The sequence below is a fragment of the Actinomadura sp. 9N407 genome (genome assembly GCF_044326315.1).
Lineage (GTDB): Bacteria > Actinomycetota > Actinomycetes > Streptosporangiales > Streptosporangiaceae > Spirillospora.
The window spans coordinates 118,068-131,855 of the sequence record NZ_JBIRAW010000013.1 but is presented as its reverse complement, the minus strand read 5'-3'; the positions used below and the strand labels follow the sequence as shown (position 1 = coordinate 131,855).

The 13,788-nt window shown below is 70.2% G+C and carries 13 protein-coding genes and 1 pseudogene; 12 read left to right on the top strand and 2 right to left on the bottom strand.

Features of this window, described 5'->3' with window-relative positions:
• The first annotated feature begins 34 nt into the window (after nucleotides 1-34).
• The 7 genes and pseudogenes from ACH34Q_RS22055 to ACH34Q_RS22025 all read left to right on the top strand — a co-directional run bounded on the left by ACH34Q_RS22055 (nucleotide 35) and on the right by ACH34Q_RS22025 (nucleotide 5,925).
• Nucleotides 35-730: a 3-oxoacid CoA-transferase subunit A gene (locus ACH34Q_RS22055; RefSeq protein WP_395984892.1), complete on the top strand. Its 696-nt coding sequence runs from the start codon at nucleotides 35-37 to the stop codon at nucleotides 728-730.
• Between the two features lies 1 nt (nucleotide 731).
• Nucleotides 732-1,424 carry a 3-oxoacid CoA-transferase subunit B gene (locus ACH34Q_RS22050; protein ID WP_395984891.1) on the top strand — a complete coding sequence of 231 codons (693 nt, stop codon included), beginning with the start codon at nucleotides 732-734 and terminating at the stop codon, nucleotides 1,422-1,424.
• Between the two features lie 104 nt (nucleotides 1,425-1,528).
• Nucleotides 1,529-3,265 carry a hypothetical protein gene (locus tag ACH34Q_RS22045; protein ID WP_395984890.1) on the top strand — a complete coding sequence of 579 codons (1,737 nt, stop codon included), beginning with the start codon at nucleotides 1,529-1,531 and terminating at the stop codon, nucleotides 3,263-3,265.
• Nucleotides 3,266-3,579: 314 nt separating this feature from the next.
• On the top strand, nucleotides 3,580-4,212 hold the full coding sequence (locus ACH34Q_RS22040; RefSeq protein ID WP_395984889.1) for a hypothetical protein: 633 nt from the start codon (nucleotides 3,580-3,582) through the stop codon (nucleotides 4,210-4,212).
• Nucleotides 4,209-4,424: pseudogene (locus tag ACH34Q_RS22035) on the top strand (J domain-containing protein); the annotation flags it as partial. The gene ACH34Q_RS22040 and the pseudogene ACH34Q_RS22035, both read left to right, overlap by 4 nt.
• Nucleotides 4,425-4,727: 303 nt before the next feature.
• Nucleotides 4,728-5,168: a hypothetical protein gene (locus ACH34Q_RS22030; protein WP_395984986.1), complete on the top strand. Its 441-nt coding sequence runs from the start codon at nucleotides 4,728-4,730 to the stop codon at nucleotides 5,166-5,168.
• A 205-nt stretch (nucleotides 5,169-5,373) separates the two neighbouring features.
• Nucleotides 5,374-5,925, top strand: coding sequence for a dihydrofolate reductase family protein (locus tag ACH34Q_RS22025; RefSeq protein ID WP_395984888.1), 552 nt, complete (start codon nucleotides 5,374-5,376; stop codon nucleotides 5,923-5,925).
• A gap of 5 nt (nucleotides 5,926-5,930) precedes the next feature.
• Here the strand turns inward: ACH34Q_RS22025 and ACH34Q_RS22020 are convergent, their stop codons facing one another.
• Both ACH34Q_RS22020 and ACH34Q_RS22015 read right to left on the bottom strand, forming a co-directional pair.
• Nucleotides 5,931-6,533, bottom strand: a complete 603-nt coding sequence (locus ACH34Q_RS22020) for a DNA-binding response regulator (protein WP_395984887.1) — start codon at nucleotides 6,531-6,533, stop codon at nucleotides 5,931-5,933.
• Entirely contained in the window at nucleotides 6,530-7,705 is a 1,176-nt protein-coding gene (locus ACH34Q_RS22015) for a histidine kinase (RefSeq protein WP_395984983.1), read from the bottom strand. The genes ACH34Q_RS22020 and ACH34Q_RS22015 overlap by 4 nt, the downstream gene beginning before the upstream one ends.
• A 236-nt stretch (nucleotides 7,706-7,941) precedes the next feature.
• Here ACH34Q_RS22015 and ACH34Q_RS22010 point away from each other — a divergent pair, with 236 nt between their 5' ends.
• From ACH34Q_RS22010 to ACH34Q_RS21990, 5 genes are all read left to right on the top strand, one after another.
• Nucleotides 7,942-8,826: an ABC transporter ATP-binding protein gene (locus ACH34Q_RS22010; protein WP_395984886.1), complete on the top strand. Its 885-nt coding sequence runs from the start codon at nucleotides 7,942-7,944 to the stop codon at nucleotides 8,824-8,826.
• Between the two features lie 12 nt (nucleotides 8,827-8,838).
• On the top strand, nucleotides 8,839-9,558 hold the full coding sequence (locus ACH34Q_RS22005; RefSeq protein ID WP_395984885.1) for an ABC transporter permease: 720 nt from the start codon (nucleotides 8,839-8,841) through the stop codon (nucleotides 9,556-9,558).
• A 178-nt stretch (nucleotides 9,559-9,736) separates the two neighbouring features.
• Nucleotides 9,737-10,981, top strand: coding sequence for a serine hydrolase domain-containing protein (locus ACH34Q_RS22000; RefSeq protein ID WP_395984884.1), 1,245 nt, complete (start codon nucleotides 9,737-9,739; stop codon nucleotides 10,979-10,981).
• A gap of 257 nt (nucleotides 10,982-11,238) precedes the next feature.
• On the top strand, nucleotides 11,239-13,365 hold the full coding sequence (locus tag ACH34Q_RS21995) for a BTAD domain-containing putative transcriptional regulator (RefSeq protein ID WP_395984883.1): 2,127 nt from the start codon (nucleotides 11,239-11,241) through the stop codon (nucleotides 13,363-13,365).
• A 37-nt stretch (nucleotides 13,366-13,402) separates the two neighbouring features.
• On the top strand, nucleotides 13,403-13,738 hold the full coding sequence (locus ACH34Q_RS21990; protein WP_395984882.1) for a hypothetical protein: 336 nt from the start codon (nucleotides 13,403-13,405) through the stop codon (nucleotides 13,736-13,738).
• Nucleotides 13,739-13,788: the final 50 nt, after the last annotated feature.

Here is a 13,788-nt window from a genome sequence, read left to right as displayed (position 1 = left end):
ACTATATCAAGGGAGGTCACCTAGCCTTGAGGTCATGAGCCGAACCGAAGTTCTTGACAGCGTGGACGAGGCCGTCCAGGGGATCGAGGACGGCAGCACCATCCTGGTCGGCGGCTTCGGCATGGCCGGAATGCCGTTCGACCTCATCGACGGGCTGATCCGGCAGGGCGCGAAGGACCTCACCATCGTGTCCAACAACGCCGGCAACGGAGACGTCGGGCTGGCCGCGCTGCTCAAGACCGGGCGCGTACGGAAGGTGATCTGCTCCTTCCCCCGGCAGAGCGACTCCCATGTCTTCGACGGGCTCTACCGGGCCGGCGAGATCGAGCTGGAGATCGTCCCGCAGGGCAATCTCGCCGAGCGGATGCGCGCGGCCGGCGCGGGCATCGGCGCCTTCTACTGCCCGACCGCCGTGGGCACTCCCCTGGCCGAGGGCAAGGAGACGCGGACCTTCGACGGGCGCGTCCACATCCTGGAGCACCCCATCAAGGGCGACGTGGCGCTGATCAGCGCCCATCGCGCCGACACGATGGGCAATCTCGTCTACCGCAAGACCGCCCGCAACTTCGGCCCCGTCATGGCCACCGCCGCGACCACCACGATCGTGCAGGTGGACGGGATCGTCCCCGCCGGCGGCCTCGACCCGGAGACGGTCGTCACGCCCGCCATCTACGTCGACCGCGTGGTGCAGGTCGAGGAACGGCACTACACCGTCCAAGGAGCCCGCTGACATGTCCCTCCCCACAGGACCTCCCACCGCAGGACCTCCCGCTACGGGCCGTCTCACCACGGGACCCCTCACCCCCGACGAGCTCGCCGCCGTCGTCGCCAACGACATCCCGGCCGGCTCCTACGTCAACCTCGGCATCGGCCGTCCCACCAAGGTCGCCGACCATCTCCCCGACGGCTCGGGCATCGTGCTGCACACCGAGAACGGCATGCTCAACATGGGCCCCGCCGCGACCGGCGAGCAGATCGACCCTGACCTCACCAACGCCGGCAAGGTCCCGGTGACCGAGCTGCCCGGAGCGTCGTACTTCCACCACGCGGACTCCTTCGCCATGATGCGCGGCGGCCATCTCGACGTGTGCGTGCTGGGCGCGTTCCAGGTCTCGGCCACCGGGGACCTCGCCAACTGGAGCACCGGTGCCCCCGACGCCATCCCGGCCGTCGGCGGCGCGATGGATCTGGCCATCGGCGCCAAGCAGGTCTTCGTGATGATGACGCTCTTCGACAAGAAGGGCCGCTCCAAGCTGGTGCCCGCCTGTACCTACCCGCTGACCGGCGTCGGCTGTGTCAGCCGGATCTACACCGACGTCGCCGTCATCGACGTCGGCCCGGACGGAGCGGCGGTCCGGGAGACCTTCGGCATCACGATCGACGAGCTCCGCGACCGGCTGCCCGTTCCCCTCAAGGCCCCCTGACGGCCGTACGATCCAACCCCCCTGACGGCCGTACGACCTGACACCACGGCCTCAACCCGGCCGTTACCGACCGGTGCGCATAATGCGTGCGGGAGGTGCCCCGGGTGCGAAGGGTGGACCGCGAGCACTACGCGCGCCTTCTGCGGCTCGCGTACCTGGTGCTGGACGACGGCGACGGCCCGTTCATGCGCGCCCGCCGCCTCGCCGCCGGCGCGACCCGGGTCCGGCGCGGCGGTTACCCGGCCATGCGGGCACGGCTCGTCGCGAGCCTGCTCACCGCCCCTCCCACCGGGCGGCACCGGCTGCATCGCCTTGTCTTCGAACCCGTACGGACCCCGCCGGGGCCCGTACGGGCGGCGCTGCTGGAGCTGTCGCCGCAGGAGCGGCTGGCCTACCTGCTGCGCCGCGACGGCCTGACCGCACCCGAGGTCGCCGCCGAGCTGAGCGTCCACCTGCGAGCCGACTTCCAGGGCGATTTCCAGGCCGACTTTCAGGGCGGCTTCCAGGGCGGCTTCCGGGACGTGGACCAGGCCACCACCGCCGTGGACGGCCGGACGGGGCTGGACGAGGCCGCACAACGGGCCGAGATCGAGGCGTTCCAGCCCGACCTCGTCCGGCTCCGCCCGCCGCCCGCCTGGCGCGCCGCCGTCGCGGCCGTGCTCGCAGTGGCGCTGCTGGCGGTCGCCGGATTCGTGCTCACCCGGCCGGAGGAGCGACCCGGCGAGACCACCGCGATCGACCCGCGCGCGTGGCAGCGGACCGGCACGCCGACCATCGACGAGTGGCCCGCCCAGGGCGAACTACGTGACAACGCCGGGCTGCTGCGCCGAGCCACCGGCGCCTGGCGGGCCGACCGCCAAGACCCACCGATCGGCCGCGTCCTCGTCCTGTACGCCGGGACGGTCGACGGCGCGTCCCTCGTCGTACTGCGCGACTCCCCCGGCCACCGGAACGCGCCAAGCGTGGCGCAGTACTTCGAGCGGCGCCTGTCACGCGGCGTGGAGTCGATCCGCAAACTCGGAACGGGCGCGGGACAGCTCATCATGCTGGGCATGACGTGGCGTTACCTCGTCCCGCCATGGCTGCGGGATCTGCGGGCGGCGGTCCCGTCCGGGCGCTCTCCGGACTGGGTGCCGGTGTCGGTACGGGACGGGGTGAGCGATCCGCTGCCGTGGAGCTGGTTCACGCCCCGCTGCCAGAACTACGTGGTGTTCCAGATGACGTTCCGGCCGACCACCGGCGAGCCGCGTACGGTCACGCAGCTCGCCTCGCACAACCCGCAGTCCGCGGCACCGCACGTGACGTTCCACGACCCGCCCGAGCAGCAGGAACGGTTCCGCTGGGCGGCGCTGCAAGCCGTCGCCTGCGAAGCGGCGACGACGCTGAGCGAGTCGGGCGACCTGCGGCTGGGCCATCTGTGGAGCGGCGAACTGCCCGACGACGGCGGCCGGGCGACGCTCCTGACGGTCGACGCGGCCGCGCCCTGGGCCGCCCCGGGCAACTCCATCCTGATCTCCGATGCCGGCCGGGCCCTGTCCGAACGGGGCGGGACGAACAGCGCCACCACCTCCACCACCGGAACGATGACCGCCGCCCTGTGGTGGCGCTCATCCCAACGCTGGCACCTGATAGCCGCAGCGGGCCCCGGCATCGCGCGGCTGAAGATCGTCGGCGAGCTGGGCGCCCACGAGAAGGGCACGGACCGGCCAGGCGGGACGCCCCTGCTGGTGGTACCGGGCCCGCGCACCGGCGGCACGCCCCCGGAATCGGCCCGCCTCCCCGTCGTCCAGGTCGTGGCCTACGAGACGGATGGAGACCGCACAGTCGTCAGTCCCTCCTGAGAAGGGCCGGGCCACTCGAACACGCCGACCAGCACACCCGCCCGGCGCACCCTGCTCAACACCCTCTGCTCAACACACTCTGCTCAGCACACCCTGCACGCGCACGGCCCTCATGATCACGCGGGCATCGAAACGGATGTCGGGCGTACCTCGATCTCCCTATGATTTGACGGAGATGGTCAACCGATTCCCGAAGGCGGTCCCGGATGTCCTCCTCCCCCCTCGTTCCCTCTCAGCCGGGCCCCCGAAAGCCGGTACCCAGTGGTGGTGGACCGATCGCTCCGTACACCGCTCCGCTGCACGAGCGCGGGGAAATGGAACTGGACACGGACGCGCCTCTGCGCGAGGAATGCTGGGCCTCGATGGGACAGGCCATCCGGAACCGGCTGGTGGAACGCGCCGGGACCGTACTGGACTGGTGGGCGCGGCAGGATCCCTCCGACCCTGATCGCAGGCCCCACGCCGCGGTGCTCGGCGACCGGGCGCTGTGCGTCGCCGAGCCACGCATCGACACCGGGCATCGGGCGGTCTACTCCCTGTCAGCCTACGAATTTGACCCGGCGACCTTTCGCACCATGGCGATCGAGTATCGCCCTCTTCCGGGCGCTCCGGGCGCTCCGGCCGCGACCACACCCGCGGCGCCGGGTGGCGCGGCGCCCGATATCGGGCTGTCCCGCTCGGCACGTGAGCTGCTGGGGAACTTGCCGGGGAAGGCACAGGAGTTGTTGCAGGCCCCGTTCCTGCGGGGACAGAAAGTTCTGCGTTGCGATTGGCATTACGAAGGATCCGAGCACCGCCTGGATATGTTCATGGCATATCTCGCGGGCCCGAACGACGTCACCGCCGTGAGCGGAACCAAGGTCGTTCCCGCCGGCCACACCGAGGCCACGGCGCATTGGAGTCTGCTGTGCCGTCGTGCGTCGGTACGGCGCAGGGCCGGTCAATGAGCCGTGTCAAGGGCGACGACTGGGGGCTGGGCGGCAGGGACGCCTACGAGGTGCTGGGAGCGGCGGACGACGCCTCGCCCGCCGAGATCAGGAAGGCCTACCGGAGAGCCGCTCGCGCCACCCATCCCGACCTGAACGGACGCCGGGACGGGGAGGCGGAAGAACGGTTCCATCTCGTCACCTCCGCATACAGGGCGTTGACGGATCGGCGCGCGGAATATGACGCGTTCCGTGCCCGTCCAGCGGCCGCGGAAGAAGAAGAGGTGGACGGGAGCGACTCCGATCCGTGGGAGGAGCCCGAGACCGTACAGGACGACCCCTGGGGAGCGGCCGGCCATGGCACCGCGCCTCCGCCTCCGCCGCGCCCTCCCATTCCCACTCCCACTCCCACTCCCCCACGGTCCTCCTGGCCCCCGAACGGCCATCGCAATCCACCACCCCGCCAGCGTCCGCCGTTCCCCCCTCCCCCCTCTCATCCGCGTGCCGGGCGAGGCGGGGGCCGTCGAGTGGCGAGCATGATCGGATTCGTGCTGGCAGGCATATGGACGCTGTTCATCGGTTTCGTTCTGGTGTTCGCCGTGGCCAGCATCGTGGCTGAGGGCGAACCGGAGCCCAAGGCGGCCGTTCCGGAGAAGCTCACCGGACACTGGTCCGGTACCTACCAGCGCGCCGACGGCGGTTCGAAGATGAAGGTCAGCCTCATCCTGCACCAAGGCCGGGTCCGGGGGGAGATCTCCTACCCGCACGGCGAGTGCAACGGCTCTCTCACACCGCTCGGCGTCGATCCAGAAGGAGCGTTCGTCGTCCGCGAGTACACCGGCGACGACCGGTGCCAGGACTCCGACCTCCATATCACCCATAAGGACGGTGAACTGCGGGTGGAGTACACGGACCAGGGGGAGATGGCTCCGAGTGCCTTCATCAAGAAGATGAAGAAGGCCCCGCTGCGGACGTAGGCACTCCTCGGCCCTGATCGATGTCCGGCGGCGACGGCGGCCTGGACGCGGAGGTACGGGGAGCGATCAAAATAATTCTTCGGCGGCATGTCGATCCGTCGGGACGTCGTTCGACCTATGAGTGACGGTCCCCGTCCAGGGCCACCCGCCCCGACGCGATCTTCCACCCGATCCGAACCTTCCACCCGATCCAAGGAGCATCCCGATGGGATTCATCAAGTCCAGCCTCTTCATCTCTCTCGACGGCGTGATCGAAGCGCCGGAGACCTGGCACTTCCCCTACTTCGACGACCAGATGGGCGCCGTCGTCGGCGAGCTGATGAACGAGGCCGAGGCGACCCTGCTCGGCCGGCACACCTACGACGGGTTCGCCTCCTACTGGCCGAACGCCGACCCCGAGGAGCCGATGACCAAGGTCATGAACAGCGCCCGCAAGTACGTCGTGTCGAACACGCTGACCGAAGCGACCTGGGAGAACTCCACGCTGGTCACCGGCGATGTCGTGGCGGAGCTGACCAGGCTGAAGGCCGACACGCGGCTCGGTACGACGGGCAGCGCCGCTCTGGTGCGCTGGATGCTCGGGCAGGGCCTGATCGATGAGCTGCACCTGCTCCTGCACCCGATCGTCGTCGGGCATGGCGCGAAGCTGTTCGCCGACGGCGGCACCGTGCCGCTGAAGCTGGTGTCCTCGACGACCTTCGAGGCCACCGGCGTGGTCCACCTCGTCTACGCCAACGCGGACGCCCCCAAGGGCTGAGCGCCCTACAGCCAATCGTGCTCGCGCGCGTACCGTGCCGCTTCGTGGCGGGTACGGGTCTGCGTCTTCTGCATCGCGTTCGAGAGGTAGTTGCGTACCGTGCCCTCCGCCAGGTGGAGCCGGACGGCGATGTCGGCGGCCGAGTAGCCGTCGCCGGTCGCGCGCAGCACGTCGATCTCGCGGTCGGTGAGCGGGCAGTCGTCGGCCAGGGCGAGCGCGGAGACGTCCGGGTCGATCCATCGCCTGCCCGCGTGCAGCATCTGGATGACCGACGTGATGTGCGCCGGTTCGGCGGACTTGCTGACGAAGCCCTGGACGCCGAGTTTCAGGGCTTTGCGGAGCACGCCCGGCCTGGCGTGGCGGGTCAGCATGAGGATCACCTGGTCCGGCCGCGTCCGGCGGATCGCCGCTACGGCGCCGAGTCCGTCCACGCCGGGCATCTCCAGGTCGATGACGAGCACGTCGGGGTGGTGGAGCAGGGTGGCCTGTACGGCGGCTTCGCCGTCCTCCGCTTCGGCGAGCACGGCGATCTCGCCCTCGAGCGGAAGCAGCGCGGCCATCGCCTTGCGGAGGAGGGCCTCGTCGTCGGCGAGCACCACGGTGATCATCGGTCCTCCCCTGTTTCGGAACGCTCTCCTGTTTCGGAACGCCCTGCTTCGGAACGCTGCCCTGTTTCGGAACGGAGGTACGGGAACGCCGCGGCCGTCACGAAATGCCCGTGCTTCTGTTTCACCGTGAGCTCGCCTCCGTTGCCCGCCACCCGTTCCTTGAGGGTGGCCAGCCCGCGTAGTTCGGGAAGCGGAGCCTCCTGTACGCCGTCGTTGACGATGGCGATGCCCGATCTGGAGAGAGTGATCCGTACCTGCTCGGCCTGCGCGTGCCGCAGGATGTTGGTCGTCGTCTCCCGGAGGACCTGGCCGAGCAGTTCTCCCACCCGGGTGTCGACGTCGGCCTCGCGGTCGATGCGGACGCGGATTCCCGCGGCCTCGAAGAGGTTCTTGGCGTTCTCCAGCTCCGCCGAGAGGTTGAGCCGCCGCTGTGCGTAGGCGAGTTCCTTGGTCTGGGTGATGGTGTCGCCGACCAGGGCGCGAATGTCCTGGAGTTCCTCCGCCGCACGTTCGGCGTCGGTGCGCACCAGTTTCTGGGCCAGGGCGGCCTTCAGCTTCACCACGTGCAGTGTGTGGCCCTGGATGTCGTGCAGTTCACTGGCGAAGCGCACGCGCTCGCGGATGACGGCGAGTTCCGCTTCGCGTTCTCGTGACTCCTCCAGTTCCGTGACGAGGTCGTAGAACACCTGGTTGACGAACATGAGGCCGGTCGAGACCACGATGAGGCCCGTGGGAACGAGGACGTACTGGAGCAGGACGCCGGAGACGTCGTCCTGGGACACCACCAGTCTCGCCAGGCCCGCCGCGGCGACGAAGGCGGTCGCCCCCAAGGCGGCCACGGCTCGCCCGCGCGGTAGCTGCGGAACAACGAGCGGGCCCACGATGGTGAAGCCGTAGAAGGCCGTCGGGCTGCCCGACACCAGCACCCCGAAGAGCCACACCGCCCCGGTGACGATCAGGCAAGGGAGCGCGACTCGGGCGATGTCGCCCGCCGCCCACCGCTCGGCGGCCACCAGCCCCGCCACCACACCCAGAATCAGGACGGCGGCCTCCCACCAGGAGCGGGCGTCGAACACCACCAGCAGTGCCCCCACCGGGGCGAGAACCGCGAACTGCGAGATGGTGTTCAGCCGGCGAAGCCGCCCCCGCGTCAGGTCAGACTCCCCGGACATGGTGCGAGCCCCCCGTTCCGGCCTCGCCGCCGAGTTGGCCATCAGCAGCAGGCGCGGCGGTTTGGTGTCCAAGTGGCTCTCCGGGATCGAACAGCAGGGTTCGCCTCTCCAGTATTCGATCGATCCTGCGGGGTCACCAGTGACACTGCGTCATCGCTTTACCCGAAGAACGTCATGGCGAGGTGATGACGTGGCCGCACTGGCCGCCGAGCGCGGCGGCGGCTGGAATCGACGGTATGTCCTCCACACCAGTCATCGACGTTGAACATCTGAACGTCACGTACGGCGATTTCCACGCCGTGAAAGACCTGTCGTTCCAGGTACGGCGCGGAGAACTCTACGCGCTGCTCGGCACGAACGGGGCCGGGAAGACCTCGACCCTGGAGACCATCGAGGGCCACCGTACGGCCAGTTCGGGCACCGTCCGGGTCTTCGGGCAGAGCCCGCGTGACCGTCGCGACGTCCGGCCCAGAATGGGCGTGATGCTGCAGGAGAGCGGATTCTCCCCCGATCTGACGGTACGGGAATCCGTGCGGCTGATCGGGAAGCTCACCCGCCGTGTGGACACGGTCGAACGCGTGCTCGGCATCGTCGATCTCACCCGCAAGGCCCGCACCAAGGTGTCCCAGCTGTCCGGCGGCGAGAAGCGGCGCCTGGACTTCGCCACCGCCGTGTACGGAGCACCCGAACTGGTCTTCCTGGACGAGCCGACCACCGGCCTGGACATCCAGTCCCGGGACGGTCTCTGGGACGCCGTGGACAGGCTGCGCGAGGACGGATCCACCATCGTTCTCACCACGCATTACCTGGAGGAGGCGCAGCAGCGCGCCGACCGCATCGGGCTCATGCACAACGGCACGTTCCACAGGGAAGGGACGGTCGCCGAACTGACGCGGACCCTTCCTTCCACCATTCGCTTCACCCTTTCGGCCCCCGCGCCGGCGCTACCGCCGCAGGCCACGCGCGAAAGTGACGGGAGGTTCCTCATCGAGACCTTCGACCTGCCCAAGGACCTGTACGCCTTGCTCCATTGGGCCCGGCACCACGGGGTGGAGCCGCTGGAACTCGAGGCCGGACCGACCCGCCTCGACGACGTCTTCCGTGCCATCGGCAGCGAGTAGAGGACCGTATCCATGCTTTCCATCGCGCTCAGCGAGCTGATCCAGATCTTCCGGAACCGACTGGTCCTGGTCACCAGTCTCATCATCCCCGTAGTGGTCAGCGCGTTCTTCATCTACCAGCACGAAGCCTTCGCGACCCTGGGCAGCCTCGGATACATCGCGGCGATCCTGGTGTTCACCGTGGCGGCGTTCGGGCTCTACACCACCACGGTGACCACGCTGGCGGCACGCCGGCAGAACCTCTTCCTCAAGCGGCTGCGCTCCACCGCGGCGGGCGACGCCGGCATCCTGACCGGGCTGCTGCTCCCGATCACCGTCATCACGCTGGTCCAGGTGGCCGTACTCCTCACCGTGTTCGCCGCGGTCACCGGCGAGCCGGCCGATGTTCCGCTCCTGGTGGCGGCGGTGCTCTCGGCGGTGATCATGATGCTCGGCCTGGGACTGGCCACGGCGGGACTGACCAACTCCCCCGAGCACGCCCAGGTGACCACGCTGCCCGTCAGCATCGGCACCATCGCCGTGGCCAGCTGGGTGGGGGTCACCGGTACCGAGGAACTCGCCGCGCTCAAGCGGCTGCTTCCCGGCGGCTCGGCCACCGAGCTGGCCGTCAACGCCTGGAACGGCGGCGTTCCCGTCGCCGATTCCCTCATCCTGCTGGCGCCCACGCTGGCCTGGGTCGTCGTCGCCGTCGCGCTCGCGTCCCGGCTCTTCCGCTGGGAACCGCGCCGCTGACGGCGCCGCCGCCTGCAACGGCGAGTCGTCGTGTCCGCTGTACCGGGACGGTAGCGCTGGCTACACCACGTTTCTTCCTGCGTACGTTATGGAGCCGGACGACCCTGGCCGAGATCCTTGGGGGGTTCCCGAGAAACGCCCCCCGCTCCACCGACCAGGTGGTTTTTGAGGAGTACCCGTGTCCGCGCACTTCCAGCCCGCCGCTCGCCCGAACGTCCCGTCCAAGCGCCGCCGGAGGCTGTCGCAGATCGCCGGGGTGACGGCGGCCGGCGTCCTCACCGTGGGCGGCCTGACGGGCTGCGCCACCGGTGACGCGTCCGACGCCAAGGCGGAGATCGGCGCCGCCAGGAACGAGATCGCCCTGCAGCAGGCGATGCGGACGTTGGTGAAGTCCGGATTCCCCGGCGTGATGGTCTCCGTCAAGGGCAAGGACGGCAAGACCCGCGACTACGCGGCCGGGGTCGGCGACCGCGAGACGGGCGAGGCGCCCCCGAAGAACGGGTACATGCGCATCGCCAGCAACACCAAGACGTTCGTCGCCGCGACCGTCCTCCAGCTGGTCGGCGAGGGCAAGGTGAAGCTGGACGAGCCGATCGACACGTACCTGCCGGGCGTCGTCAAGGGACCGGACTGGGACGGCGAGAACATCACCGTCCGTCACCTGCTCGGGCATGCCAGCGGCATTCCCGACTACACCGGATTCATGGACGCGGGCACCGGCGACATCCCGCTCACCACCTACACGGCGGAGCAGCTGCTCAAGCCCGCGCTCAAGGCCAAGGCCGCGTTCCCCGTCGGGAAGAAGCGCGAGTACAGCAACACCAACTACGTCATCGCCGGGATGCTCATCGAGAAGATCACCGGTAAGCCGGTGGGCGAGGCGGTCACCGAGCGGGTCATCGACCGGCTCGGCCTGAAGCAGACCTCCTGGCCCGAGCCCGGGGACAGGAACGTCCCCAGGCCGCGGATGGAGGGGTACACGGCGCAGATCGGCGAGGAGCTCGAGAACGTCACCGAGATCGATCCCTCCATCTCCGGGGCCGCCGGCATGGTGATCTCCACCCCGCGCGACCTCAACCGCTTCTTCGCCGGCCTGGTCGGCGGCAAGCTGATGCCCGCCGCGCAGCTGGCGGAGATGCGCAGGACCGTCGAAGCGCCGGGCAGCCAGCCCGACACCGTGTTCGGGCTCGGCCTCGACAAGATCACCCTGTCCTGCGGCCCGCTGTGGGGCCACGGCGGCGACATCCACGGCTACGAGTCCCGCGGTGGCGTGACCCCCGACGGCCGCGAGGTCACGCTGGTCGTCAACGCCCTGCCGTCCGCGCTCATCAAGAAGCGGCCCTCGATGGAGGCCATGGAGAAGGAGGCCATGCAGAAGCACCAGCAGGTCATGGACGTGGTCGACACGGCAATCTGCAAGTAACCGGAGACTGCCGCGCCGGTGCCGTCCCCTCGGTCGAGGGGACGGCACCGGCATTTCGTCTTTCCGGCCGGCGGAATGATCACGCAAATGGCCATGATGGGTGGCGCCGCCGGGCGTTTCAGTGGCCACTCTTCGCACATGGAAAGTCACCGCTTACCACGCCGGGATAGGGACGGAAAAAGCCTCGGGAAATCCTTGATCGGTAATCGGAACCGTTCTAACGTCGATCTTGATTGAGATGACGAAGGGCGCTGTCGATGGCCGACCCTGCCGACGACCCGCTCGACGGGAACCCGAGCCACCGCGATCCGGACGGCGTGGAGTTCCTCGTTCTGGGCGAGCTGGCCGTACGCGCCGGCGGACGTCTCGTTCCGCTGCCCGGACCGAGCGTGCGAGCGCTGCTGAGCGCGCTGCTCCTCACCCCGGGCGACATCGTGGGCGAGGACCGGCTGCTCACCCTGGCCTGGGGCGCGGACAAGGGCAGCCGCCGCGCCCTCCAATGCGCCGCGACGCGGCTCCGGACGTGGTTGCGCACCGCTGTGGGGCCGGGCGTCGAGCTGGAGCACGCGGGATCGGGGTACCGGCTCGCGGTGCCGGCCGAGGCCGTCGACATCGGCCGGTTCCGCCTCCGGGTCGCCGCGTACAGATGCGCCGACGATCCGGAGCGGCGGCTCGTCCTGCTGGCGGGCGCGCTCCGGGAATGGCGCGGGCCGGTGCTGGGCGGGCGCCCCGAGCCGGTCGCCGACGATCCGGCCGTGCGCGAGGTGGAGCACGCGCGGATCGACTGCGCGGGTGCACTGGCCGACCTGGCGCTTCGGCTGGAACGGCCCGGCGCCGCCATCGCCCTCGTGGAGGACGTCGCGGCCGGGGCACCGTACGACGAGCCCCTGCAGGCGCGGCTCATCCGGCTGATGGCGGCCTGCGGCCGGAACGCGGCGGCGCTCCGCCAGGTCGAGCGGATCCGGCGGCGGCTGGACGACGAGCTGGGCGTCGCCCCGTCCCGCGAGGTGCTGGACGCGCACGCGGCGGCGCTGCGCGGCCATGACGGTCGCGTCCCGGTACCGCGGCAACTGCCGGCGGCGATCTGCGACTTCACCGGACGCCGGGACGAGGTCGCGGCGCTCAGCGGCCCGCTGCTGTCGGGCCACGGCCGGGGCGGGCCGCTGCTGCTGGTGATCAACGGGACGGCCGGTGTCGGCAAGACCACCCTGGCCACCCACGTGGCCCATCGCGCCGCCGCGCTGTTCGCTCACGGGCAGCTGTACGCGGTGCTGCGCGGCCCCGGCTCCCGAGCCGTCGATCCGGCCGAGGTGCTGGCGGGGTTCCTGCGGACCCTGGGTGTGGAGGACGAACACGTTCCGCGATCCCTGGACGAGCGGTCGTCGCTGTTCCGCTCGCGTACCGCCGGGCGCCGCATCCTGATGCTGCTGGACGACGCCATGGACGACGCGCAGCTGCGCCCGCTGATCCCGGGAACGTCCGGCTGCGCCGTCCTGATCACGGGACGGGTCCCGCTCGCCGGGCTGACCGGCGCCCGCACGCTCAAGCTGGACGTGCCGCCGTGCGAGGACGCCGTCGCCCTGCTCGGCCGCGCAGCGGGACGGGACGGGGTGAGCGCCGATCCGTCGGCGGCCGACATCGTCCGGATGTGCGGCCGGCTGCCGCTGGCGGTGCGCATCGCCGGGGTACGGCTCGCCCGCCGCCCCGGGTCGAGTCTGGGCCGGCTCGCCGAGCACCTGCGTCCCGAGGACCGCAGGATGGACGAGCTGTCCGTCCGGGGCATGGCGGTACGGACCCGGCTGCACGAGAACTACCAGGATCTCGACCTGGCCCACCGGCGCGCGTTCCGGCTGCTCGGGCTGCTGCGCACGCCGAGCTTCCCGGAGTGGGCGGCCACCGCCGTCCTCGGCACCACCGCCGATGTGACGCGCGTCCATCTGGAGGCGTTGGCGGACGCCGCGCTGCTGGATCCCCTGGGAGAGGACGCTGCGGGCCAGGTCCGGTACGGCATGCCCGACCTGCTCCGGCTGTACGCGCGAGAGCTGGCGCTGGCCATGGAACGGCCCCGGATCCGGGAGGCGGCGCTGCGCCGCGCGCTCGGCGGCTGGCTCTGGCGCGCGGAGCGGGCCGCACACGATCTCGCCGCCACAGGGTTCGCCACGACTGCGCCCGCCACCACTGGGCTCGCCACCACAGGGCCCGCCACCACTGGGCTCGGGTCGGCGGCCTGGTTCGAGGCGGAGGACGAGGCTCTGGCGACGGCCATCGAGCAGGCCACGGCGCACGAATGGAACGATCTCAGCGTGCGGCTGGTCCGGGCCACGCTCGGCCACCGCGCCCAGCGCCGTACCGGCAGAGCCCACGACCGGTCGAGAGCGAACTGAGAGCGGAATGAGAGCGGTCATCGGTCACGATGCGTCCGTGATCGAAGAACCCCGTACCGGAGTGCCCCTCGCGGGCGCCCAGGACGAGCATCCGCTGCCGGGCGGCCTGGCGTTCCTCCGCTTCGACCGCCCGGAACTCCAGGAGGGCTCGATGGTGGTACGGGCGATCCCGGCGGACGTCCGCGCGCATCGCAGGCACGCCCACGGCACACCGCTCGCCTATCTCTACGAGGTCGTCTCCGAGGGAGAGCCCGAGCACGACCTCGTCTTCACCGCCGGGCATTTCGACGAGACCCGGCTGGTGTGGCGGTTCTCCGGCGAGGTGACCGGGATCATCGGCATCACCGAGCCGTCGGATTCGCCCCCGCCCTGAGCATCCCGTCCGGACGGCCCGTCCCGTCCCGGGGCCGACGACCCGCCCCG